The 24,884-nt window shown below is 64.1% G+C and carries 20 protein-coding genes; 5 read left to right on the forward strand and 15 right to left on the reverse strand.

Features of this window, described 5'->3' with window-relative positions:
* Positions 1–7: 7 nt before the first annotated feature.
* Positions 8–1,726, reverse strand: a complete 1,719-nt coding sequence (argS, locus tag HCO70_RS10230) for an arginine--tRNA ligase (protein WP_172295538.1) — start codon at positions 1,724–1,726, stop codon at positions 8–10.
* Positions 1,727–1,951: 225 nt separating this feature from the next.
* On the opposite strand from argS, the gene HCO70_RS10235 reads away from it, so the two are divergent.
* Positions 1,952–2,494 (forward strand): hypothetical protein, encoded by a 543-nt coding sequence (locus tag HCO70_RS10235; protein ID WP_172295540.1) that lies wholly within the window; start codon positions 1,952–1,954, stop codon positions 2,492–2,494.
* Positions 2,495–2,504: 10 nt separating this feature from the next.
* Here HCO70_RS10235 and HCO70_RS10240 read toward each other — a convergent pair whose 3' ends face one another.
* On the reverse strand, positions 2,505–3,644 hold the full coding sequence (locus HCO70_RS10240; RefSeq protein ID WP_172295542.1) for a deoxyguanosinetriphosphate triphosphohydrolase: 1,140 nt from the start codon (positions 3,642–3,644) through the stop codon (positions 2,505–2,507).
* A 78-nt stretch (positions 3,645–3,722) separates the two neighbouring features.
* Between HCO70_RS10240 and HCO70_RS10245 the strand changes: the two genes are divergently transcribed.
* On the forward strand, positions 3,723–4,046 hold the full coding sequence (locus tag HCO70_RS10245) for an iron-sulfur cluster assembly accessory protein (protein ID WP_172295544.1): 324 nt from the start codon (positions 3,723–3,725) through the stop codon (positions 4,044–4,046).
* A 7-nt stretch (positions 4,047–4,053) separates the two neighbouring features.
* Here HCO70_RS10245 and HCO70_RS10250 read toward each other — a convergent pair whose 3' ends face one another.
* The gene (locus tag HCO70_RS10250; RefSeq protein ID WP_172295546.1) at positions 4,054–4,311 is read right to left on the reverse strand and encodes a hypothetical protein; all 258 of its coding nucleotides are present in this window, start codon (positions 4,309–4,311) and stop codon (positions 4,054–4,056) included.
* Positions 4,312–4,418: 107 nt separating this feature from the next.
* Here HCO70_RS10250 and HCO70_RS10255 point away from each other — a divergent pair, with 107 nt between their 5' ends.
* Both HCO70_RS10255 and xth read left to right on the forward strand, forming a co-directional pair.
* Positions 4,419–5,600: an NAD(P)/FAD-dependent oxidoreductase gene (locus tag HCO70_RS10255; RefSeq protein ID WP_172295548.1), complete on the forward strand. Its 1,182-nt coding sequence runs from the start codon at positions 4,419–4,421 to the stop codon at positions 5,598–5,600.
* A gap of 52 nt (positions 5,601–5,652) precedes the next feature.
* A complete protein-coding gene (xth, locus tag HCO70_RS10260) occupies positions 5,653–6,432 on the forward strand; it encodes an exodeoxyribonuclease III (protein ID WP_172295550.1) in 780 nt (259 codons plus the stop codon).
* Between the two features lie 90 nt (positions 6,433–6,522).
* On the opposite strand, the gene HCO70_RS10265 is transcribed toward xth, so the two are convergent.
* From HCO70_RS10265 to HCO70_RS10315, 11 genes are all read right to left on the reverse strand, one after another.
* Complete coding sequence (locus HCO70_RS10265) at positions 6,523–8,154, reverse strand: alpha-D-glucose phosphate-specific phosphoglucomutase (protein WP_172295552.1); 1,632 nt, start codon at positions 8,152–8,154, stop codon at positions 6,523–6,525.
* Positions 8,151–10,289 (reverse strand): glycogen debranching protein GlgX, encoded by a 2,139-nt coding sequence (gene glgX / locus HCO70_RS10270; protein ID WP_172295554.1) that lies wholly within the window; start codon positions 10,287–10,289, stop codon positions 8,151–8,153. The genes HCO70_RS10265 and glgX overlap by 4 nt, the downstream gene beginning before the upstream one ends.
* On the reverse strand, positions 10,286–11,719 hold the full coding sequence (gene glgA, locus HCO70_RS10275; RefSeq protein ID WP_172295556.1) for a glycogen synthase GlgA: 1,434 nt from the start codon (positions 11,717–11,719) through the stop codon (positions 10,286–10,288). The genes glgX and glgA overlap by 4 nt, the downstream gene beginning before the upstream one ends.
* Positions 11,720–11,723: 4 nt before the next feature.
* Positions 11,724–12,992, reverse strand: coding sequence for a glucose-1-phosphate adenylyltransferase (glgC, locus tag HCO70_RS10280; protein WP_172295558.1), 1,269 nt, complete (start codon positions 12,990–12,992; stop codon positions 11,724–11,726).
* 24 nt (positions 12,993–13,016) lie between these two features.
* A complete protein-coding gene (gene glgB / locus HCO70_RS10285) occupies positions 13,017–15,206 on the reverse strand; it encodes a 1,4-alpha-glucan branching protein GlgB (protein WP_172295560.1) in 2,190 nt (729 codons plus the stop codon).
* A 20-nt stretch (positions 15,207–15,226) separates the two neighbouring features.
* Complete coding sequence (locus tag HCO70_RS10290; protein ID WP_172295562.1) at positions 15,227–17,602, reverse strand: glycogen/starch/alpha-glucan phosphorylase; 2,376 nt, start codon at positions 17,600–17,602, stop codon at positions 15,227–15,229.
* Between the two features lie 225 nt (positions 17,603–17,827).
* Positions 17,828–19,132: a xylose isomerase gene (gene xylA / locus HCO70_RS10295; protein WP_172295564.1), complete on the reverse strand. Its 1,305-nt coding sequence runs from the start codon at positions 19,130–19,132 to the stop codon at positions 17,828–17,830.
* Complete coding sequence (gene xylB / locus HCO70_RS10300; RefSeq protein WP_172295566.1) at positions 19,129–20,568, reverse strand: xylulokinase; 1,440 nt, start codon at positions 20,566–20,568, stop codon at positions 19,129–19,131. The genes xylA and xylB overlap by 4 nt, the downstream gene beginning before the upstream one ends.
* Before the next feature lie 56 nt (positions 20,569–20,624).
* Positions 20,625–21,392, reverse strand: a complete 768-nt coding sequence (locus HCO70_RS10305) for an SDR family NAD(P)-dependent oxidoreductase (RefSeq protein ID WP_172295568.1) — start codon at positions 21,390–21,392, stop codon at positions 20,625–20,627.
* Between the two features lie 136 nt (positions 21,393–21,528).
* Complete coding sequence (locus HCO70_RS10310) at positions 21,529–21,780, reverse strand: hypothetical protein (RefSeq protein WP_371742180.1); 252 nt, start codon at positions 21,778–21,780, stop codon at positions 21,529–21,531.
* Positions 21,780–22,940, reverse strand: coding sequence for an aromatic ring-hydroxylating dioxygenase subunit alpha (locus tag HCO70_RS10315; RefSeq protein WP_172295570.1), 1,161 nt, complete (start codon positions 22,938–22,940; stop codon positions 21,780–21,782). The genes HCO70_RS10310 and HCO70_RS10315 overlap by 1 nt, the downstream gene beginning before the upstream one ends.
* 612 nt (positions 22,941–23,552) lie before the next feature.
* On the opposite strand from HCO70_RS10315, the gene HCO70_RS10320 reads away from it, so the two are divergent.
* Positions 23,553–24,053, forward strand: coding sequence for a flavin reductase family protein (locus tag HCO70_RS10320; RefSeq protein ID WP_172295572.1), 501 nt, complete (start codon positions 23,553–23,555; stop codon positions 24,051–24,053).
* A 3-nt stretch (positions 24,054–24,056) separates the two neighbouring features.
* Here HCO70_RS10320 and HCO70_RS10325 read toward each other — a convergent pair whose 3' ends face one another.
* Entirely contained in the window at positions 24,057–24,833 is a 777-nt protein-coding gene (locus HCO70_RS10325) for an enoyl-CoA hydratase-related protein (RefSeq protein ID WP_172295574.1), read from the reverse strand.
* Between the last annotated feature and the right edge of the window lie 51 nt (positions 24,834–24,884).

Raw genomic sequence — 24,884 nt, forward strand, 5'->3', positions numbered from 1 at the left:
CTGTTTATCAGCGCATTTCCTCGACCGGGGTCACGCCAAGAATACCAAGACCGGCTGAAATAACAACGCCAACGGCCCGTGGCAGGGCAATTTTTTCCACAGAGGCGGAATCGTCCTGTAGAAAACGCAGCTCGGGCTTTTCGTTGCCCTTGTTCCAGAGCGAATGGAAATCGCTGGCCAGCTCGTAAAGATAGAACGCAACGCGATGCGGTTCATGCGTCCGCGCGGCGATTTCCACCAGCCGTGGCCACTCCGCGAGCTTCTTGGCCACCGCGATCTCGGCCTCGTCCTCCAGCGTCGGAGTGTCCGAGATGTCGAGCCCCTGCTCCGCCGCCTTGCGCAGCACCGAATGCACCCGCGCATTGGCGTACTGCACGTAGAAAACGGGGTTCTCCCGCGACTGCTCCAGCACCTTGTCAAAGTCGAAATCCAGCGGCGCGTCGTTCTTCCGCGTCAGCATCACGAAACGGGTCACGTCGGGCCCGACCTGATCCACCACGTCGCGCAGGGTGACAAAGTTGCCGGCCCGCTTCGACATCTTGAACGGTTCGCCGTTCTTGAACAGCCGCACCAGCTGCGTCAGCTTGATGTCCAGCGGCACCTTGCCGTCCGACAGCGCGCTGACGGCGGCCTTCATCCGTTTCACGTACCCGCCGTGATCCGCGCCGAACACATCAATAAGCGCGTCGAACCCTCTGGTAATCTTGTCATAATGGTACGCGATATCCGGCGCGAAGTAGGTCCACGCGCCGTCCGATTTCTTCACCGGGCGGTCCACGTCGTCGCCATGCTCGGTCGACCGGAACAGCGTCTGCTCGCGCGGCTCCCAGTCCTCCGGCACCTTGCCCTTCGGCGGCTCCAGCACGCCCTCGTAGATCAGGCCCTTGTCGTTCAGATCATCAAGCGCCGCCTCGATCCGGCCGGTGCCGTAAAGCGACTTCTCAGAGAAATAGACGTCCATCTCGACGCCCAGAACGCCCAGATCCTCCTTGATCATCGCCAGCATCCGCTCGGTCGCGAATTCGCGCACCTCGGCCAGCCAGTACTGCTCTCCCTTGTCGAGCAGCTCCTCGCCGTATTTCTCCTTCAGCGCCTCGCCCACCGGGATCAGGTAGTCGCCGGGATAGAGGCCCGAGGCGATTTCCGGATCCAGCCCGCAGGCTTCCCGGTAGCGTTCGAAGGCGGACCGCGCCAGCACATCCACCTGCGCGCCGCCGTCGTTGATGTAATACTCCCGCGTGACGTCGTAGCCCGCGTAATCCAGCAAGGACGCCAGCGCATCCCCGAACACCGCGCCGCGCGTGTGGCCCACATGCAGGGGACCGGTCGGGTTCGCCGAGACGTATTCGACGTTCACCTTCGTGCCCTTGCCCATATCGGACCGGCCATAGGCCTCGCCCGAGGCCAGCACACGCGTCACCAGCCCTTGCCAGACATCCGCCGACAGCCGCAGGTTCAGGAACCCGGGCCCCGCCACCTCGGCGCTTTCGATCCGCGCATCGCCCGCCAGCTTCGCCGCCAGCGTCTCGGCAATATCGCGCGGCTTCATGCCCGCCGGTTTCGCCAGCACCATCGCCGCGTTCGTCGCCATGTCCCCGTGCGCCGCGTCTCGCGGCGGCTCGACCGTCACGTTGGCGGTGTCCAGCCCCTCGGGCAGCACGCCCTCGGCCGCCAGCGCGGCCAGCTGGTCCAGAACGAGGTCTCTGATCTCTGAAAACAGGTTCATCGATGTCTCCGGTGAATGGCAGGTTGCTGCTGTAACAGAGGCAAGCGAAGGGTCAAGCCGGTCTTTCCCCGCGCGGCCCGGCAATGGACGCGCAGAACGCGCCTGCGTCCGGCGCTGCAGGGCTGGATTTCGCCCACATACCACCTGTCGAGATTCATAACTCGCGAAACAATTGCGCGGGGCTAGAGTGGCGCCGAATTTGGACTCAGCGGAAGGATTTGAAGGATGCGTTTGTCGTTTTTGGCCGCTCTGACATTGGCACTCGCCACGCCGGCGCTGGCCGAGGTGCCGGAACCCGAGGGCTTGGTGATCGTCACCCTTGGCGGCACCGCCGAAGCCAACGGCGCCGCGCCCGACCCGGAAAAGCGGGGCTTCTTCAACTATCTGGAACTTGAATACGGCACCGGTATCGGCCTCGACTTGGCCATCCTGGACACGCTGCCACAGCAGGAAATCACGCGGACCCTGTTCGCCGACGAGGGCGCCGCGACCTACAGCGGCCCGCTGCTCGCCGATGTGCTGACCATGGCGGGCGCACAGGGCAAGACTTCGCACCCGATGGCGCTCGATGGGTACGAAGTGGAAATTGCGTGGGACATGGTAGAGACGCAGCAGCCGATCCTTGCCACCCGGATCGACGGCCTGCCGATCGCCCTTGGACAGCTCGGTCCGACCCTGATCGTGTTCCCGGAAGTCGAGGACGAAGACCTGACGGAAGAGCTGAACAAGCTGTCGGTCTACGCCCTGACCTATATCGGTCTCGATTGACGGACCGCACCTAAAGCTTCTTCAGCCGCTTCCACTCGCGCAGCGCGAACCGGTCCGTCATCCCCGAGATATAGTCGCAGACGATGCGCGCCAGCGCAGTTTCGTCCGGCACCTCGGCCACTTCCTTGCGCCACTGTTTCGGCAGGTAGGCCGGGTTATCCATGAAGAACGGGAACAGACCGTCCACGGCCTTGGTCACCTTTTTGCGCACCTTCACCACGTCGGGCGCGCGGTACATCTGGTGAAACAGGAACTCGCGGGTGACCTTCAGCTGTTCCCAGATCTCGTCCGAAAACCGCACCATCGGGCGGCCGGCAAGGCGGATATCCATCGCCGTCTGCGGCTGCAGCTCGGCCAGACGCATCTTTGCCTGGGTCACAACGTCATCGACGAGGATGCCGAAGAACCGGCGCAGCGCCTCGTGCCGGCGGCGGTAGAGGTTCAGGTTCGGGTATTTCTCGTCGGTCGCCGCGAAACACTCGCTGAGCAGGGGCAGCTGCGACAGGTCCTCGGTCGAGAACAGCTCCGCACGCAGCCCGTCATGCAGGTCATGCGAGTTGTAGGCGATATCGTCGGAAAGTGCGGCGACCTGCGCCTCTATGCTGGCATGGGTGTGAAGTTCCAGGTCGTAGACCGCGTTGAACTCCGCCAGCGCATAGGGCACCTCGCCCACCACAGGGCCATTGTGCTTTGCGATGCCTTCCAGCGTCTCCCAGGTCAGGTTCAGCCCGTCGAATTCAGCGTAATGACGTTCGAGCGCGGTCACTATGCGGATCGCCTGCGCGTTATGGTCGAAGCCGCCATAGGGCTTCATCAGCCGCGACAGCGCGTCCTCGCCGGTATGGCCGAAGGGCGGATGGCCAAGGTCGTGGGCCAGGGCAACGGCTTCGGCAAGATCGGTGTTCAGCCCAAGCGCCTGCGCGACGGTGCGCGCGACCTGAGCGACCTCGATGGAATGGGTCAGGCGTGTGCGAAAATAGTCGCCCTCATGCTCGACGAAGACCTGCGTCTTGTGCTTCAGCCGCCGGAAGGCGCTGGAATGCACGATCCGGTCGCGATCCCGCTGATAGCAATCTCGAAACCGGCTCGGTTCCTCTTCGAATAGGCGTCCGCGCGAGTCCTCTTCGCGCGCCGCAAATGGCTGAAGCATGTCCTGCCCCGTTCTTGTCGCCCTGTCCCGGGGCTCATATATGCGCTATGTGTCTGGAATGATATGCCGGAGTCCGAGATGATCCTTCCGCCCAAGGTGACCGAGCGCGCCTACAACCGCCTGGCCGAGATCGGTGCGGCCGAACAGGGCAAGGCCCTGCGCGTCGCCGTCGAAGGCGGCGGCTGTTCGGGCTTTCAGTACGACATCTCGCTCGACGACCCGGCCGACGATGACCTCGTCCTCGAAGGCGGCGGCGAGAAGGTCGTCGTCGACAGCGTCTCCCTGCCCTTCCTCGCCGATGCCACCATCGACTTCACCGAGGAACTGATCGGCGCGCGCTTCGTCATCGAAAACCCGAACGCCACCTCGTCCTGCGGCTGCGGAACGTCGTTTTCGATCTGATACCGGTCTAGGCCGCCCGCAGGATTGTGAACCCGTCGCATTCACCGCGGATTTCCCAGCGTTTCTGAGCGATCCGCGTCCCGGCGAGCGTCCGGTGCTCCGGCACCTCCAGAACCTCCTTCACCAACCGCGCTTGCACCACGTTCCCGTCCGAGAACTCCAGCGCGCACGGCCCGTCGCGCCACGTCCCCGCATAGCGCCCGCCGGCACCCGGGTAGAGATGCGTGTGCGAGGCGTGAAGGCTGAGACGTTTCGCGTCGGTCATACCGACAGTTAACCGCACCGCAGCATAACGCGAAAGCGGTTTGCACCCGGTGCACGCCACCCACACCCCCACTTGCGGCACGCCCCGCAACAGGCCAAACCGCCCCCATGTACCACGAAACGATCATCCTCGGCGCTGGCGCCGCGGGCCTCATGGCCGCCGCCCATGCCGGCCCCGGCACGCTGGTCCTCGACCACGCCAAAGCCCCGGGGGAAAAGATCCGTATCTCCGGCGGCGGCCGCTGCAATTTCACCAACCTCTACGCCGGCCCCGAAAACTTCCTCTCCGAAAACCCGCATTTCGCCAAATCCGCCCTCGCCCGCTACACCCAGTGGGATTTCATCGACCTCGTGAACCGCCACGGCATCCCCTGGCATGAAAAGACGCTCGGCCAGCTCTTTTGCGACACCTCCGCGAAAGACATCATCGCGATGCTGCTGGCCGAACTGAACCGGGCGGGCGCCGACCTGCGCCTGCAGGCAGAAGTCACCGAGATCTCCCACGGCCACGACGGCTTCACCCTCAGCGTCGCCCGCGACCCGAAACTCACCTGCTCCAACCTCGTCATCGCGACCGGCGGCAAGTCGATCCCAAAGATGGGAGCCTCCGGCCTCGCCTACCGCATCGCCGACCAGTTCGGTCACCGCGTCACCGAAACCCGCCCCGCCCTCGTGCCCCTCACCTTCGGCCCCGACATCCTGTCGCTGACCAAACCGCTTGCCGGCGTCTCCCTGCCTGTCCGCGTCACCTGCAACGGCGTTAGCTTCGACGAGGCGCTGCTCTTCACCCATCGCGGCCTCTCCGGTCCGGCGATCCTGCAGATCTCCAGCTACTGGCGCGAAACCGAAACCATCTCGATCAACCTCCTGCCCGAAACAGACGCCCTCGACGCCCTGAAAACCGCCCGCACCGAAAACGGCCGCCGCGCCATCGGAACGGCGCTCGCGGACCTGCTGCCGTCGCGGTTCGCGGCAGCCTGGGCGGACCTCCACGGCCTCCACGGACAACTCGCCAACACTCCCGACACGCGACTCGAAGAGATCGCCAACGCCCTGACCAGCTGGACCCTCAATCCCGCCGGCTCCGAAGGCTACCGCACCGCCGAGGTCACGCTGGGCGGCGTCGCCACCGACGCGCTGGACAGCCGCACGATGCAGTCTACCCTCGTTCCCGGCCTGTATTACATCGGCGAGGCGGTCGACGTCACCGGCTGGCTCGGCGGCTACAACTTCCAATGGGCCTGGTCCTCGGGCTGGGCCGCAGGCACCGCCATCGCCGCCCGCGCGTGACAAGCCCGGCACCATGTGGTCAACCTGAAACCGGAACAGCCGGAGCGCCGACATGAAAATCGCCACCTTCAACATCAACGGCATCAAGGCCCGCATCAAGGCGCTGTCCGACTGGCTGGACGAGGCGCAGCCCGACGTGGCGCTCCTGCAGGAGATCAAGTCGGTCGACGAGGCGTTCCCGCGCGAGATGTTCGAGGACAAGGGCTACAACGTCGAAACCCACGGACAGAATAGCTTCAACGGGGTCGCTATCCTGTCGAAATTCCCGCTGGAGGACGTGGTGCGCGGGCTGCCCGGCGATGACGAGGACGATCATGCCCGGTGGATCGAGGCCACCGTCGTCGGCAAGCGCGCGGTCCGCGTCTGCGGGCTCTACCTGCCCAACGGCAACCCGGTGCCGGGGCCGAAATACGACTACAAGCTTGCCTGGATGGAAAGATTAAGAACCCGCGCCAAGGCCCTGCTGGAGCAGGAAGAACCGGCGCTGATGGCAGGCGATTACAACGTTATTCCGCAGGCAGAGGATGCGGCGAAACCCGAATCCTGGGTCGAGGACGCGCTTTTCCTGCCCGAGACCCGCGCCGCGTTCCGGCGGATCGTGAACCTCGGCTTCACCGAGGCGTTCCGCGCCCGAACCTCCGCCCCCGGGCATTATTCCTTCTGGGATTACCAGGCCGGCGCCTGGCAGCGGAACAACGGCATCCGCATCGACCACCTGCTGCTGACGCCGCAGGCGGCCGACCTGATGACCGATTGCGGGATCGACAAGGAAATCCGCGGCCGCGACAAGCCGTCGGATCACGTGCCGGTCTGGATCACCCTGGACGCCTGAGGTTTCGGATCGCCTTCGGCGATCCGACCGGTGCGAGGGGCTCTGCCCCTCGCGCTCCCCGGGATATTTTCGACCAGAAGAAGATACGGATCAGGTAATGACGTCGGGCTCGGTGCGGCCGATATGCGCCGCCATGCCGGACAGGTCGCGCGCCGCGCTGATGATCGGGGCAAGCGCCACCTGCGGGTCTTCGTTCAGGCCGTCAGGGCCCGGCACGTAGCGTTCCAGATAGACTCGCAGCGTGGCTCCGGTGGTCCCGGTGCCTGACAGGCGCATCACGATGCGGGAGCCATCCCCGAAAACGATGCGGTAGCCCTGGTTGTCGGACACGGAGCCGTCAACCGGATCTTCATACTTGAAGATATCCGCGGAAGCGATTGTCATCCCGTCGATTTCAAGCCCGGGCATGTCGCCCATCCGCCCCTTCAGGTCGCTCAGCAGCGCCTCTGCCTTTGCGGTATCGAGGCCCTCGAAATCGTGCCGGGAATAGTAATTGCGGCCGTATTCCCTGAAATGCGCGGCCATGATATCGGCCACGCCTTCCTCGCGTTTCGCCAGGATGTTCAGCCACATCAGCACCGCCCAGAGGCCGTCCTTCTCGCGGACATGGTCGGAACCTGTTCCAAAGCTTTCCTCGCCGCAGAGCGAGACGCGCCCCGCATCCATCAGGTTGCCGAAGAATTTCCAGCCTGTCGGCGTCTCGAAACAGTCGAGGCCCTTGGCCCTGGCCACAAGATCTACCGCGCCGGAGGTGGGCATCGACCGCGCGACGCCCTTCAGCCCGTCGGCATAGCCCTTGGCGAGATGCGCGTTGGCGGCGATCACGGCCAGCGAATCCGAGGGCGAGACATAGGTATTCGGCCCCACGATCATGTTGCGGTCGCCGTCGCCGTCGCTGGCGGCGCCGAAATCCGGGGCGTCGGCACCGAACATCTCGTCCATCAGCAGCTTGGCCCAGACCGGGTTCGGATCGGGGTGAAGGCCGCCGAAATCGGGCAGCGGCTGGCGGTTCACCACCGTGCCACGCGGCGCGCCAAGGCGGTTTTCGAGGATTTCCACCGCGTAGGGGCCGGTCACGGCGCACATAGCGTCAAAGCGGATGCGGATGCCACCGGCGATGGCCGCACGGATCGCGTCGAAATCGAACAGCGTTTCCATCAGGTCGGCATAGTCGGCGACCGGATCGATCACCTCGACCGACATGTCCCCGACCATGTGCGTGCCCAGCGCCGACAGGTCGATGTCGTGACCTTCGTGGATCCGGTATTCGGACATGGAATTTGCGGCTTCGAGCATCCTGGCGGTCACCGATTCCGGGGCCGGTCCGCCATTGGACATGTTGAACTTGATGCCGAAATCCTCATCCGGCCCGCCGGGATTATGGCTGGCCGACAGGATGATGCCGCCATCGGTTTTGTTCAGCCGGATCAGATGGCTGGCAGCCGGAGTTGACAGGATTCCACCCTGCCCGACGATTGCCTTGGTGGCGCCGTTCGCGGCCGCCATCCGCAGGATTACCTGCACGGCACGGTCGTTGAAATAGCGCCCGTCCCCGCCGACGACGAAGGTCTTGCCGGCAGCCCCGCCGATCGCGTCAAAAATTGCCTGAACGAAATTCTCCAGGTAGTGCCGCTGCATGAAGACCTGGGTTTTCTTGCGCAGGCCGGAGGTACCCGGTTTCTGCCCGTGGATCGGCTCGGTCTTGACCGTGGCAATACTCATTCAACATCCTCTTTCATCGGCACGCGCTGCAGCGCCAAGACCGATTGCGCCGGCGCAATCAGCTTGCCGCCCAGCGGGTTATGCGGCCCGGCTTCGGGCAGAGTGGTGTCGAGAATCACTTCCCAGATCAACCCCTGCGGGCAGGATGGCAGCGTCACCTCGGTTTCGTCCCCGGCATTGAACACCGCAAAAATCACGTCGTCCGAGGCGGCGTATTCGGGGGTTCCGTAGGAGGTGCGAAGCTCGACGCAAAGCGTCTTCCAGTCCGGATCCTGCCAGTCCTCCTTGCTGGGCACCTCGCCGTCGGGCCGGTGCCAGAACAGATCCGCCACGCCGTCGCGTTCCCGCGGGCGGGAATGCAGGAAAAGGCGCTGCCGCAGCACCGAGTGCTCCCGCCGAAGAGCGGATAATTTCGCCACGAAATCCGTAAGATCCGGGTTGGTGTTCACCCAGTCGATCCACCCCGTCGCGTTGTCCTGCGCATAGGCGTTGTTGTTGCCGCCCTGCGAGTTCCCAAGCTCGTCTCCGGCCAGCAGCATCGGCGTTCCCTGCGACAGGAACATCGTCGCCAGCAGGTTCCGTTTGCGCAGGTCGCGGGCCTTGCGGATCGTGTAATTCTTGGTCGGCCCCTCGAAGCCGAGGTTGTCCGAGAAGTTCTCGTCCTTGCCGTCGCGGTCGCCCTCGCCATTGGCAAGGTTCCGCTTGAACGTGTAGCTGACGAGGTCCTCCAGCGTGAAACCGTCATGGGCGGTGACGAAGTTCACCGAGGATGTGGCGGCGCGGCCGGAGTGGTCGAACTGCTGCGCCGAGCCGGTGACGCGGCTGGCAAGATCCGCCGTCATCAGATCGTCGCCGCGCCAGAACCGCCGCACCCCGTCACGGAACTTGTCGTTCCATTCGAGGAACGGATGCGGGAAGGCGCCCAGCTGATAGCCGCCCGGCCCGATATCCCACGGCTCCGCGATCAGCTTGACCTTGGCCAGCACCGGATCCTGCCGGATCGCATCGAGGAACCCGCCATTCGGGTCGAACCCGTCCGCCTCCCGCCCCAGCGTCGCGGCCAGGTCGAAGCGGAAGCCGTCGACATGCATCACCTCGACCCAGTAGCGCAGCGAATCCATCACCAGCCGCAGCATCGCCGGATGCGCGATGTTCAGCGTGTTGCCGGTTCCGGTGTCGTTGACGTAATACCGCCCGCCGCCGGTCAGCCGGTAGTAGCTGGCATTGTCGAGCCCGCGAAAGGCCAGCGTCGGCCCCAGCTCGTTCGCCTCGGCGCTGTGGTTGTAGACGACATCGAGAATCACCTCGATCCCCGCGGCGTGCAGCCGCCGCACCATCGCCTGGAACTCCCACAGATCGCCCTGCGCGGAATAGCGCGGCGTCGGCGCGAAGAACCCGAGCGACTGGTAGCCCCAGAAATTCCGCAGCCCCTTCTGCACAAGGAAGCGGTCGTCGAGGAAATAGTGCACCGGCAGCAGTTCGACCGAGGTGACGCCCAGCTTCACCAGGTGATCCAGCATCGGCTCGCTGGCCACGGCGCGGTAGGTCCCGGCGATGGAGGGGTCGATGTCGGGATGGGCCTGGGTCAGGCCCTTCACATGCGCCTCGTAGACCAGCGTTTCAGACCGGCGGATGCGCGGCGGCTTGTCGTCACCCCAGTTGAAGCTCGGATCGGCCACCACGGATTTCGGCACGAAAGGCGCGGAATCGCGCGGATCGAAGCTCAGATCGCGCTTCGGCGCATTCATGTCGTAGCCGTAAAGCGCGTCGTTCCATGTCAGCTGGCCCGCGATCTTCTTGGCATAGGGATCGAGCAACAGCTTGTTGGGATTGAACCGGTGCCCTTCCTCCGGGCGGTACGGGCCATCAACGCGAAACCCATAGCGGGTGCCGGGTCCAAGCCCCGAGACATGCACGTGCCAGACATCGCCGTCCCGCTCGCTCAGGGGAATACGCGCCAGTTCGGCCGACCCGTCGTCGGAGAACAGGCAAAGCTCGACCAGTTCGGCATTGGCAGAGAAGACGGCGAAATTCACCCCTTCCCCGTCAAAGGTCGCCCCCAACGGGTCAGGCCGGCCTGCCGACAGGGAATGCCCGGCCAGTTTTGCGGGCAGGCGTTCTTTCATTACGTTCATGGCGCAAGGCTCTCGTATAGATCGGCATAAGCCGCCGAAGAGCGCCCCCAGTCAAGCTCTGCTTTCATTCCGTTGCGTTGCAGCTGCCGCCAGGCCTTCTTGTCTTCATAAAGCGTTATCAGCCGGCGCAGCCCCTGCGCAAAGGCCAATCCGTCTGTCGGATGAAACACCACGCCGGTCGCCACGCCCGCCGCAACGGCGGCGGGATTGGCGTCGATCACCGTGTCGTTCAGCCCGCCGGTGGCGGCCACCACCGGGATCGTGCCATAGCGCAGCCCGTACATCTGGGTCAGGCCGCAGGGCTCGAACCGCGACGGCACCAGCACCGCGTCGCCGCCCGCGAACAGCCGGTGCGACAGCGGATCGTCATAGCCGATGCGCATGCCGATCCGCGTCGGGTTCAGATCCGCCTCGTGCAGCAGCGCCATCTCGATCTGCGGATCGCCGGAACCCAGCACGATCAGCCCGCCGCCGCGCCACGTGAACTCGGTCAGAAGCGAGGGGATCAGGTCCAGCCCCTTCTGCGTGGTCAGGCGGCTGATGACGACCGCCAGCGGGCCGGGCACCGGACCAAGTTTGAATTCCTTGATCAGCGCGGCGCGGTTCTTCGCCTTGTCGGCAAGCGCCTTGGCGCTGAAATTCTCGATATGCGGGTCCGTCTCCGGCGACCAGATCTCCGTATCAACGCCATTCAGGATGCCATGAAGGTCGTTCGCGCGCTTCTGGATCACCCCTTCCAGCCCAAGCCCGTACTCGCCCCGCATCAGTTCGTTGGCGTAGGTCGGGCTGACGGTTGTGATCGCGTCGGCCATCACCAGCCCGGCCTTCAGGCTGGACAGGTTGCCCCAGTATTCCAGCTCGTCCGAGGTGAAACCGGAGGGCGGCAGTTTCAGCGCCTGCAACCGGTCGACGGGCGCATTGCCCTGGAAGGCTATGTTGTGAACCGTGACGATGGATTTGACGTCTTCGATGCCGGCGTAACGCATAAAGGCCGGGGCGAACCCGGCCTGCCAGTCGTGACAATGAACGATCTCGGGGCGCCAGCCGTCGCTGAGTCCCTCGGCCGCAATCTCCTTTGCGGCCCAGCTGAGCGCGGCGAAACGTTCGGGATTGTCGGGATAGTCGCCGCCCGGCCCGGAATACGGCCCGCCTGCCCTGTCATAGAGGTGCGGCGCATCGAGAAGCAGCATGTCGAGCCCCTCGACCTGACCGCTCAGGATCTGCGCCTTGCCACCGAAAAGGTCGGCATCCTTCCACACGACGACGGGCTTCGTCAGCTTCTGAATCAGACCGGGATAGGCGGGCAACAGAACCCGCATGCCCCAGCCGTGCTCCTTCAGCGCCTTGGGCAGCGCGCCCACGACATCCGCAAGTCCGCCGGTCTTCAGCAGCGGCACGCACTCGGAAGCTACGGAAAGAACGCGCCGCATCTGTCTACCCCAGTTTCGCTGCCCGGGCGTCGATCATGTCCTGCGTGATCAGGACGGTACCGGCATCGGTCCGGCGAAACCATTTTGCATCCTCTTCAGGATCCTCGCCGACGACCAGCCCCTCGGGGATCTGCACGCCACGATCTATCACGCATTTCTTAAGATCGGCCTTCTCGCCGATATCGACGTAGGGCAGCGCCACAACCTCGAACATCGAGGAATAGCTGTGCGCATGGACGCCGGTAAACAGCAGTGAATTGCGGATCTCGGACCCCGAAACGATGCAGCCCCCCGACACCAGCGACGACACGGCACTGCCCCGGCGCTCTTCCTCGTCGTGGATGAACTTGGCGGGCGGGGCCAGCTCGGAATAAGTCCAGATCGGCCAGGACTGATCGTACATGTCCAGTTCGGGGATGAAATCCGTCAGGTCGATGTTGGCCTCGTGGAACGCGTCGATGGTGCCGACGTCGCGCCAGTAGGGCTCCTTTTCCAGCCCGCTCATCACGCAGCTGTCGGCAAAGCGGTGCGCCATCGCCTTGCCGTTCTTGACGATATGCGGGATCAGGTCGTGGCCGAAATCGTGGCTGGAGCTCTTGTTCGCCGCATCCTCGAGTAGCAATTCGCGCAGGAATTTCCAGTCGAAGACGTAAATCCCCATCGAGGCCAGCGCATGTTCCGGATCGCCTGGGATCGCAGGCGGGTCCTTGGGTTTTTCAAGGAAATCGGTGATGCGCATGTCCTTGTCCACATGCATCACGCCGAAGGCTGTCGCTTCCATGCGAGGGACGGTCAGGCAGCCGATGGTCACGTCCGCGCCGCTTTCGGCGTGCTGCGCGATCATCTTCTCGTAGTCCATCTTGTAGATGTGGTCGCCGGCCAGAACGATGATGTAGTCGACGTCATAGCTGTCCACGATGTCGATGTTCTGCCGCACCGCATCGGCCGTCCCCAGGTACCACATGGATTCGTCCACCCGCTGCGAGGCAGGCAGGATATCCAGGTATTCGTTCCGCTCGGCGCGGAAGAAGTTCCAGCCGCGCTGACAGTGCCGGATCAACGAATGCGCCTTGTACTGGGTGGCTATGGCCATCTTGCGGATGCCGGAGTTCAGCGCATTGGACAGCGCGAAATCGATGATCCGCACCTTGCCGCCGAAATAGACTGCGGGTTTCGCCCGCCTGTCCGTCAGTTCCTTGAGCCGAGACCCGCGCCCCCCTGCGAGCACGAAGGCCATCGCTCGGTTTGCAAGCCTCGTTTGCGACGTGGGCATGATCTCTCTCCCTCTCCCTGTGATCTAGCCTTGCAGGAATATGATTGCCGATAGCGGCGGCAGGGTCAGCATTGCGGATTGCGCCTGCCCGTGCCACGGGACCGCTTCGGTCTCGATGCCGCCGAAATTGCCGCTGTTGCCGCCTCCGTAGGCTGCGGAATCGGTGTTCAGCGCCTCGTCCCAGTGGCCGGATGCCGGGAAACCGATGCGGAACCCCGTCCGCTCGACCGGTGTCATGTTCAGTACGACCACCGCCGCCTTGTCGCCCTCGCGCCCCGTCCGGGCATAGGCGAAGACCGAATGCTGCGCGTCGCCGCCGTCGATCCACTCGAACCCCTCGGGCCGCGTGTCGTTGACGTAAAGCGCCGGCGTCTCGCGCAGCAGGTGGTTCAGGTCCCGCACCAGCATCTGCACACCGCGATGCGCGCCGCCGTCATCCGTCAGGTGCCAGTCCAGCGCCCCGTCGTGGTTCCACTCCCGCCACTGCGCGAACTCGCAGCCCATGAACAGCAGCTTCTTGCCCGGATGCGTCCACATGAACCCGTAATAGGCCCGCAGGTTCGCGAACTTCTCCCAGTCGCTCCCCGGCATCTTGCCGATCATGCTGCCCTTGCCGTGCACCACCTCGTCATGGCTGATCGGCAGGATGAAGTTCTCGGTAAAGGCATAATGCAGCCCGAACGTCATCTGGTGATGATGGTGCTGCCGGTAGATGGGCGCCTTCGACATGTATTCCAGCGTGTCGTTCATCCAGCCCATGTTCCACTTGAACCCGAACCCGAGCCCGCCCTTGTCTACCGGCCGCGACACCCCGTCGAACGCCGTCGATTCCTCGGCCACGGTCACGATCCCCGGCACCTCGCCATAGCTCGTTGTATTCATGTTGCGTAACAGCGCGATGGCCTCAAGGTTCTCGCGCCCGCCGTGGACGTTGGGGATCCACTCCCCCTCCTTCCGCGAATAGTCGCGGTAGAGCATCGAGGCCACGGCATCCACCCGCAGCCCGTCGACATGGTATTCCTCCAGCCAGTACAGCGCATTGGAGATCAGGTAATTCGCCACCTCGCGCCGTCCATAATTGTAGATCAGCGTGTTCCAGTCCTGGTGGAAGCCCTCCTTGGGGTCGGAATGCTCGTAAAGCGCAGTGCCGTCGAACCGCCCAAGCCCGTGCTTGTCGGTCGGGAAATGCCCCGGCACCCAGTCGAGGATGATCCCCATCCCCCGCCGGTGCGCCGCATCGACCAGCGCGCGGAACTCGTCGGGCGTGCCGTGCCGGATCGTCGGCGCGTAAAGCCCGATGGGCTGATACCCCCACGACCCGTCGAACGGATGTTCGGACACCGGCAGGAATTCCAGATGCGTGAACCCCATCCATTCAGCATAGCCGACCAGTTCCTCCGCCAACTCCAGATAGCTCAGCGGACGCCCGCCCTCGGCCCGCCGCCAGCTCGGCAGATGCACCTCGTAGACCGAGATCGGCGCGTCGATATCCTGCCGCGCCTTGCGCCCCGCCATCCAGTCGTCGTCGGTCCAGTTCAGCCGGTCGAGACGCCGCACGACCGACGCATTGGCCGGCGGATGTTCTGACCCAAAGCCAACCGGATCCGCCTTCAGCGGCACAGGCCGCCCGTCGGGGCCAAGGATATCGTACTTGTAGGCGGCGCCTTCGACCACGCCGGGCAGGAATATCTCCCAGACGCCGGTCGCCCCGCGCCGCCGCATCGGATGCCGCCGCGCATCCCAGAAATTGAAGCCGCCAACGACAGAGACGCGCTGCGCGTTCGGCGCCCAGACGGCGAAATGCACGCCGTCGACGCCCTCATGGGTCATCACGTGCGCGCCCAGCGCGTGCCAGATCCGCTTATGCGTACCCTCGCCCAGCAGGTACTCGTCGATCTCCCCCAGGACCGGGCCGAACCTGTACGGGTCCTCGATCTCCCATTCGGCATCGGCATTGGCGCAGCGCAGCCGGTAACCGTTGCCACCGCCGTAACGCGCCAGGAACAGCCCGTCGCCGCGCGGCGCCAGCTCCGTCTCGGTTCCATCCGGGCGGATCGCCGAGACACGGGCGGCGCCGGGCATGTAGACCCTCAACACCGGCATTCCGCCCACGCTCTGAACGCCGAGCACGCCGAAAGGATTTTCATGCCGGCCCTCGACGATGGCGCGGGCATCGCCCGGGTCGATCAGCGCCGTGCTGTCTTCCTCTGCCATGTCACTCCTCTCCCGGTTCTCTATGCCGGTGTGACGTCCCAGATATCCTTCATGTAACCCCGGATCGTCCGATCGGACGAAAAGAAACCGACCCGCGCGGTATTGCGCGCCGCCATCCGCATCCAGGCGGTGCGGTCATGCCACGCCTTGTCGACCTCTCGCTGCTTCGCCCAGTAGGCGTCGAAGTCCGAGGCCACGAGGAAGTAGTCGTGGTGCCAGCACCGGTCCACGATGCCAAGATAGCGCGAAGGATCGTCCGGGCAAAACCGGGCTTCGGCTATCATCTGCAGCACATCGGGAAGGTTCTCGCTCGCCTCGATGGCCAGCTTCGCATGGTCGGGGATACGGCGGCGGGCGACGACCTCTTCGGCGGTCATCCCGAAGAGAAAGAAGTTCTCCGCCCCCACCAGGTCGCGGATTTCCACGTTGGCGCCATCCAGTGTTCCGATGGTCAGCGCGCCGTTCAGCGCGAATTTCATGTTGCCGGTGCCGGAGGCTTCCTTGCCCGCGGTCGAGATCTGTTCCGAAAGGTCTGCCGCCGGGATCAGCCGCTGTGCCATCGAGACGTTGTAATTCGCCGGATAGACGACCTTGAGCAGCCCCTTGATCGAGCGGTCGGCATTGATCACGCGCGCCACGTCGTTGATGAAATGCACGATCTCCTTGGCGACCATGTATCCGGGCGCCGACTTGCCGCCGAAGATCTTCACCCGCGGCACCCAGTCGCCGTCCGGGTTCTCGCGGATACGGTGCCACAGCGCGACGGTCTCCAGCACGTTCAGAAGCTGGCGCTTGTACTCGTGGATCCGCTTGATCTGGATATCGAAGATCGCGTCGGGATCGGTCTCTACCCCGGTCGCTTCCATGATCCAGTTCGACAGATCCACCTTGTTGGCACGCTTTGCCGCGCCGAAGGCTTCGGTGAAGCCGTTATCGTCGATATGCGGCTCCAGGTCCTGCAGACGGTCCAGATCGGCTTCCCACCCCTCGCCGATGGTGTCGGTGATCAGCCGCGACAGGCGCGGGTTCGCAAGCTTCAGCCAGCGGCGCGGGGTGATACCGTTGGTCTCGTTCACGATCTTCTCGGGATGCAGCTGGTGCAGGTCGGCAAAGACGGTTTCCTTCACCAGTTCCGTGTGCAGCGCCGAGACGCCGTTGACCCGGTTCGCCATGATAAAGGCCAGCGTACCCATCTGGACTTCGTTGTTCTGGATCATGCTCACGCTTTTGGGCCGGTTCGGGAATGCCTTCTTGTGGCGCTCGTCCAGCCGCTCGATCAGTGTCATGTGCTGCGGCAGCACGTTGCCCATCAGCCAGGTGGACCAGCGTTCCAGAGCTTCGGGCATCAGCGTGTGGTTGGTGTAGTTCAGGACCCGCTCTGCGATGCTGGCCGATGTCTCGAAATCCACACCCCGCACCATCAGCAGGCGCACCAGTTCCGGCCCGGCGATGGCCGGGTGGGTGTCATTCAGCTGGATCGCCACGTATTTCGGCAGGTCGCGCGGATCGACCTGGGTCGACAGGAAACGGCGCAGGATGTCCTGCAGCGCCGCCGAGGTCATGAAGTATTCCTGCTTCAGCCGCAGTTCCTTGCCGGCATAGGTCGTGTCGTCGGGATACAGCACGCGCGAAATCGTCCGCGCCAGCGCCTCAGGCTCGGCGGCGGCAGTAAAGTCACCGGAATTGAACCGCTTGAGATCGAAAAGTTCGGTGGGGCGCGCCGACCACAGACGCAGCGTGTTGGCCCATTTGCCCTGCCAGCCGACGATGGCCATGTCATAGGCGGTGGCGAGAACGGATTCTCCCGGCTCCCAGTGGTCGCCGTTGACCTCGCCCTTGAAGCCGATTTCGTACGCCACCTCCGGACGTTCAAACTCCCATGGGTGCTGCTGGTTCAGCCAGTCCTCGGGCGTTTCCACCTGCTGGCCGCTCTCGAAACGCTGGCGGAACAGGCCGAGTTCGTAGCGGATACCATAGCCATGCGACGGGACGCCCAGTGTGGCCAGCGAATCCATGAAGCAGGCCGCGAGACGCCCGAGGCCGCCATTGCCCAGCGCCGCTTCCGGTTCGTCCTCGACAAGCGCGCCGAAATCGGGGCCGATGCCTTCCAGTGCCTTGTCCGCCGTCTCGCGCAGACCGAGGTTGATCGCCGCGTCTTCCAGCAGGCGCCCGATCAGGAACTCCAGCGACAGGTAATAAACCCGCTTGGCGCCGGTATCGTAGGTCTTGGCGGTAGAGGCGAACCACGGTTCGACGATCTTGTCGCGCAGGGCAAAGCACATCGCGACGCGCCAGTCGTAAAGGCTGGAATGATCCGGGTCCTTTCCGATCGTGTAGGTGAGGTGCCAGAGCACCGCTTCACGCAATTCCTGCGGCGTGACGCCATCCAGGGCCATGACGAATCCTCGCTCCAAGGGCCTCCCCACGCCAGATTGCGCAAGAGATGCGGCAGATGAAAAGACCGCATGAGAATCCGCCCGTCCGGCACGCCGCCTGTGATGCAGACATACCTGCCCGCACGGCGGCTCATCGGCCGACTCTCCAGCCATGTCCTCAGGTGTAGGTTAGCGCTAACACGCCTGAAATCAAGGGGTTGACCCCCCGTCCCCATGGGGACGCTCTCAGACGAAGCGATTGACGAGGTTCTCCAGCCGCTCCTGCCGGCCCGACCGCGGCTCCGGTTCCACACCGCCGCGAATATAGGCATCGAGGTCCTCCAGCGACCCCTCGCCCTTCAGCCAGCCCTGCTGGGTCTCGCCCTCCCAGCCCGCATACCGCTCGGCCCTGGCCTTCTCCAGCGACCCGTCCTCCAGCAGCGCCGCCGCCGCCTTCACGCCCCTTGCACAGGTATCCATCGCCCCCACATGGGCCAGGATCAGATCCTCCGGATCCAGCGACTGCCGCCTCAGCTTCGCATCGAAGTTGGTCCCCCCGGTCGTGAACCCGCCCGCCTTAAGGATCTCATAGAAAGCCAGCGTCATCTCCGGCACATTGTTCGGGAACTGGTCCGTATCCCACCCCGACTGATAGTCGTTCCGGTTCATGTCGATCGACCCCAGGATCCCCAGCGACGCCGCCAGCGCCAGCTCATGCTCGAAGGAATGCCCCGCAAGGATCGCATGCCCCTGCTCGATATTGACCTTCACCTCGTTCTCGAACCCGTACCGCTTCAGGAACCCATAAACCGTCGCCACATCGTAGTCGTACTGATGCTTCGTCGGCTCCTGCGGCTTCGGCTCGATCAGCAGCGTCCCCTCGAACCCGATCTTGTGCTTGTAGTCGATCACCATCCCCAGCATCGCCGCGAACTGGTCGGCCTCCTTGCCGAGGTCGGTATTCAGCAGGGTCTCATACCCCTCACGCCCGCCCCACATCACATAGTTCTCGCCACCCAGCTTCTTCGTGGCATCGATACAGGATTTCAGCGTCGCCCCCGCATAGGCGAAGACATCTGGGTCCGGATTGGTCGCCGCCCCCGACATGAACCGCCGATGCGTAAACAGGTTGGCGGTACCCCACAGAAGCTTCGTCCCCGTCGCCTCCATCTTGCCGGCGAAGTAATCGACGATCTCCTCAAGATTCCGCACGCTCTCGGCAAAACTCGCCCCTTCCGGCCGCATGTCCAGATCGTGAAAGCAGAAATAGGGCTGGCCGAGGATCGCGAACATCTCGAAGGCCACGTCCGCCTTCAACTTCGCATGATCCATGTCGCCGCCGAACCACGGCCGGTCGAATGTCCGCCCGCCAAAGGGATCGCTACCCTCCCAGGCAAAGGAATGCCAGTACGCGACCGCGAACCGCAGCACATCCTCCATCCGCTTGCCCATGACCATCTCGTCCGGGTTGTAGTGGCGGAAGGCGAATTCGTTGTCGCTCTGCGTGCCTTCGTACTTGATCTGCGGGATGCCCTTGAAGAAGTCGGTCATGTCAGTCCCCTGATGCTGGTTTGCGCCGCGCGATACCGCTGGTGCGCCGCGTCGAATGCTTCCATCAGGCGCGGATCGGGGTCGACCCGCCGCGCGATCTTCGGTGCCGGCGCGAGTTCCGCACCGCCGCCGGTCGCCGCCATCATCGCCAGCCGCGCCGCGCCGAATGCCCCGCCGTAGTCGCCTGCGACCGGTAGATCCACCGGCGTGCCGAGCGCCGTCGCCACCGCCTGCAGCCAGTATTCGGAGCGCGAGCCGCCGCCTACCGCCAGCAGGCTCTCGATCGCTGTCCCGGTCGCGGCGAGCGCGTCGCGACAGTCACGGATCGCGAAAGTCACGCCCTCCAGCACCGCACGTGTCGCCGCGGCGCGGTCGGTTGCATGTTCCAGCCCGATGAAGGCACCGCGGACCGCCGCATCATTCAGCGGCGTGCGTTCGCCGCCGAGATAGGGCAGGAACAGGGTCTTGCCCGGCGCGCGAAGGTCACCCAGATTTTCAGTCAGCGCCGCCGCGTCCTCGCCCACCAGTTTCGCGAACCAGTTCAGCGCGTCCGTCGCCGCGAGGATCACGCCCATCTGGTGCCATGTGCTCGGCAGCGCGTGACAAAACGTGTGAACCGCGGTTTCCGGATCGGGCCGGTAGCCGTCATTAGCGGCAAAAAGCACGCCAGAGGTACCCAGCGAGACAAACGCCTGCCCCGCATGCACCACGCCCACGCCTATCGCCGAGGCGGCATTGTCGCCGCCCCCGCCGGCGACCACGACATCCTCGCCCATGCCCCAGCGCCGGGCGAGTTCACCACGCAGGTTGCCGGACACCTCGGAACCCTCAATCAGCCGCGGCATGTGATCGCGACCAAGCTGCGAGCGTTCCAGCAATTCGTCCGACCAGTCGCGTGCGCCGGTGTCGAGCCATGATGTCCCCGCCGCGTCCGACATCTCGCCGACATGGTCGCCGGTCAGCCAAAGCCGCAGGTAATCCTTCGGCAGCAAGACCTTGGCGACCTGCCCGAACATCTCTGGCTCGTGCCGCCGCACCCATTCGAGTTTCGGCGCGGTAAAGCCGGGGAAGACGATGTTGCCCGTCACCTCGCGCCAGATCGGCTCCGCATCCATTTCCGCCGCTTCGACATGGCTGCGGGTGTCGTTCCACAGGATACAAGGGCGCAAAACCTGGTCGCTTGCGTCCAGCAGCGTGGCACCGTGCATCTGCCCGGACAGGCCGATCCCGGCCACTTCGCTCAGCGAATGTTCTGCCGCCAGCCCGTCGAACACGGCCTCTGCCGCGCCGATCCAGCTTTCGGGAACCTGTTCCGTCCAGCCGTCATAAGGCCGCTGCACGGTCAGCGGCAGCGTCGCCTCGGCGACGATGGACTGATCCTCGCCGATCAGCACGCCTTTCAGCCCGGACGTGCCGAGATCGAGACCGATGAACATTGGCGCCACCTCCCTTTTGCGCCGCAATTTCACGCAGCTTTTGCGGTCTTTTGCACCTAGCGCGGCGCCATCCGGATCGCGCCGTCGATGCGGATCACCTCGCCGTTCAGCATCCCGTTCTCCACGATATGCACCGCCAGCCTGGCGTATTCGGAAACATCACCCAACCGTGACGGAAAGGGAACCTGCTTGCCCAGAGACTCCTGAACATCCTCCGACAGACCGGCCAGCAATGGCGTCAGGAAGATGCCCGGCGCAATCGTCATGACCCGGATGCCATGCTGCGAGAGGTCCCGCGCCATTGGCAGGGTCATGCCCACGATACCGCCCTTTGACGCGGAATAGGCCACCTGCCCGATCTGGCCGTCATAGGCCGCGACTGACGCGGTAGAAATGATCACGCCGCGCTCGCCGTCGTCGGTCACCGGCTCGTTCTGGGACATCAGCAGCGCGCCCTGGCTGGCGCAGTTGAAACTGCCGATCAGGTTGACGCTGATGGTCTTGCTGAACAGGCCCGGATCATGCGCAGCGCCGCGCGACACCGTCTTGGCCGCCGGCCCGATACCAGCGCAGTTGACCAGCACATGAAGCCCGCGTCCCGCGGCCGCGACCTCGGCTATGCCGGCCGCGACGCTGTCGGGATCTGAAACATCGACCTTGCAGAACGTGCCGCCAAGCTCCCTGGCCTTTGCCGGGCCCGCTTCTTCGTTCATGTCGAAGATGGTCACATGCGCGCCGGCCTTTGCCAGTGCCTCTGCTGTCGCGGCGCCAAGGCCCGACGCGCCGCCGGTCACCACCGCCGACGTCTTGTCCGAAATCTGCATCCCTCTGCCTCCCGTTCTCGGTCGCTCCCGTGCTAGCGCCGCCCTGCCGCCGCCTCAAGCGGTTTTGCGGTCGCACAGGCGAGCGGTCTGTCCGCTACCAGTTTTACGCAGTTTCGGGCCGCGCCGGTTTCGGGATTTACGGGTCCGGCGTTTCACGCCCCTGAGCCACCAGCCGCGCCCGCAATTCGGCAGCGCGTGGATCGCCGGCGTCGAGCGCAAAAACATAGGCATGGGTCAGGAAAAAGCAGGATTCGTCCGACTTTCCGCTAGCTTCCAGCCCACCGGCGGCCCGTTCGTAACAGTCCACCAGCGCCCGCAAGTCATTCGCCGCATGGGCTGCAAGTATGCGGTCTTCCAGCGCAGGATCCGGTTTTACGCTCTGCAGCACTACTCCGCCGCCAGCGCCGGGCGCAGCATCCGGCCGGCAACCCATTGGTGGAAGCAATGGGTCGGCCCATCCATCGCCGGGCTGAACCGTCCGCCGTCAAAACCGCTGGCATGACGGCCCTTCTGCATGCCCTCGACGACGAACAGGTCCTCTTCGAACACGGCATGCCACATCTCGGTATTGCGCGCCCGCATCTCCTGCCAGTCGCCCCCTTCTGCCGCGTCCTGGCTGGTGTAATACAGCGCCACATGCTCGATGGTGCGCGCCGGTCCGCGCGGCTCCAGGATGATCGCGAAGGCATGGTCGCGATGCACACCCAGCAGCAGGTTCGGGTAGAGCGCGATGTATTCCGCGCCCTGGTCCCATTGCGCCGACAGGCCGGAGAAATCCGGGAACCGTCGGCCGTCCTCGCTGATCATCGGGCGATAAACCCGCGTTCCCTGGCCGGAAAAACACCCCGGCGCTTCGATGTGATAGTGATCCTCCAGCCGCGAATAGCTGTTCAGGCCGGGATGCACCCAGGGCAAATGGTAGCTTTCGCAGTAATTCTCGACCGCAAGCTTCCAGTTGCAGGCAACATCGAAGGCAAATGAACTGTCGGCGCCGGCGAGGAACGGGTGCGGCTCGAATTCCTGCCAGCGTGCGATGGCATCCGCGGCATGCACCTCGAAATCCGGCGCCTGGCCTTCGACATTCACGAAGATCACGTCATGCCAGACACGCGACCGCACCTCGACCAGCCCCAGCTCCGGCCGTCGGATCGCGTCATGGGCGTTGTAGCCGGGCCCGCCGACATGCGGTGTGGCGACCAACTCGCCGGTCAGCGCGTAGCACCACGAGTGATACGGACAGCGCAGCACGCCGCCGACCATCTTCTTTTCCTCAACAAGGATCATACCCCGGTGCCGGCAGACGTTCTGGAACACCTTTAGCGCGCCCTCGCGCGTGCGTACCGCGACCAGCGGCTGCCCCGCAAAATCCAGCGGCATCGCTTCGCCGGGGAGCAAGTCCTTCGCAAAGGCCAGCGCCGCCCAGGTGGAGAACAGGAGCGCCGCTGCCTCCTCCTTGAAGGTCTGTTCACAAACGTAATGCTCGTTCGGCAGGCCCCTGGCGCTGTCGATCGGCCCGAGGACATGGTTGAGCGAGGCTGTGTCGGCCATGGCATTCCAACAAACTGCAAATAGATTTGACGCAGATCCAAGCACAGCTACGCCCGCCCGTCCGCACCATCGGCGACACCGGCCGGACCGTTCCCGACACGTTGATTGGCGGTTATGATTTTGTTAATATTTATTAATGGGTTGGAAGGTCGGATGCGCACAGCATCATTTTTCCACCATTCGAGCGGGTGCGGTTGCAGGTTTCGTGAAACCGCCGGCAACCCATAAGACACGCAACTCCGCGCCGGAAACCTTAAATTTTCGTTAACGCGTTGAATTTAATTCACATTTTCTACCCGCGCCTAGGCTATCTGCGGGTGCGACTTCGGCATAATAGCACTTTTCGAACCCCGACCAACCATACCGGAACCGGGCAATTGCAGCCCCGCCCGCACTGACTGCTTGCGTTAACACCACCATGACATTTCAAACACGGCGACTGATCGAACAAAATGCCGGAGTTTCGGAAAGCTATCGAGCCTTTGTGGCGATGACGCACGGCGTCGCACCTGGCACCAGGATCATCGCCCCACGTGCATCCCGGGCGATTGCAGTTTACATCTTGGAAAGGGATTGCGACGGTCCCGTGCGGCTGGCGGATAGACATACACAATGCATCAGATCACTCCCGGGTCGGATACACAGCGCGAGCTGCGCGATGCGCTTGGCCGATTCGCAACGGGGATCACTGTTATCACCACGCATTCCGAAATCGGCCCGCTTGGAATTACAGCCAACAGCTTTGCCAGCGTCTCGCTCGATCCGCCGCTGATCCTCTGGTCGCCCGCAAAACATTCCCGCCGGTTCGCCGCTTTTGCAGAGGCGATGCATTTTGCAGTTCACGTGATGGGCGCCGAGCAATCGGAGATCGCCGACCGCTTTTCGCAAAACGGAACCGCTTTTCAGGGCTGCGACTGGCAGCCGAACGACCACAAGGTGCCGCTGATCGAAGATTGCCTGGCCCGGTTCGAGTGTGACACGCTCGCAACCCATGACGGCGGCGATCACCGCATCGTAGTAGCACGCGTCAGCCGGGCGCAGTGGCGCGACGGCGAGCCTCTGGTGTTCTCGCAGGGGCGTGTGGGGGATTTCACGCCCCGGTTGCCGGAGTAGCTGTTATCGGCCCTCGTAGTGCGGCGGACGCTTTTCGAGGAAAGCCAGCACACCTTCCTGGAAATCACGGGTCTTGCCGCAGGCGCCCTGCAGCTGCGCCTCGAGCGCAAGCTGCGCCGTCAACCCGTTGTCGAAGCTGTCGCGGATCGCGCGTTTGACGTTCCCGTAGGCGACGGTCGGGCCCTTGGCGAGCTTGGAGACACGGGCTTGCCAGTGCGCGGCGAAGTCAGCATCAGATATCGCTTCCCAGATCATGCCCCAGTCCTCGGCCGTCTTCGCCGAAATCGGCTCGGCGAAGAGTGCGGCACCCATGGCCTTGGCGAAACCCACCTGCCTCGGCAGCCAGTAGGTACCGCCGGCATCGGGGACGAGGCCGATCCGGGTGAATGCCTGCAGGAACATCGCCGATTCCGTCGCAATGACCACGTCGCATGCCAGTGCGAGGTTCGCCCCTGCACCGGCTGCGGCACCGTTCACCGCCGCGACGGTCGGCACCGGGCAGTCAAAGATCGCGCGCAGCATCGGTTCGTATTCGTCGCGAAGCGTCCGTTCCAAATCGATATTGGCGGCGGTGCCGCTGTCGGCGAGGTCCTGGCCGGAGCAGAAGGATTTTCCCTCGCCTGTCAGCACGATGACCCGTGCCTGTCTTTCCATGTCCTTGATCGCGTGAAGCAGTTCGGCACGCATCTGCGTGTTCAGTGCGTTCATCTTGTCAGGGCGATTCAGCGTGATCACCGCCACGTCGTCGGCCAGCTCAAGCCGGATGGTATCGTATTGCATCTGGGCCTCCCTCGGCAGATCGCTGGCGAGCATATCCGCGCGCGGCAGGAG

This window comes from Pseudoruegeria sp. HB172150 (assembly GCF_013184805.1).
Lineage (GTDB): Bacteria > Pseudomonadota > Alphaproteobacteria > Rhodobacterales > Rhodobacteraceae > Psychromarinibacter.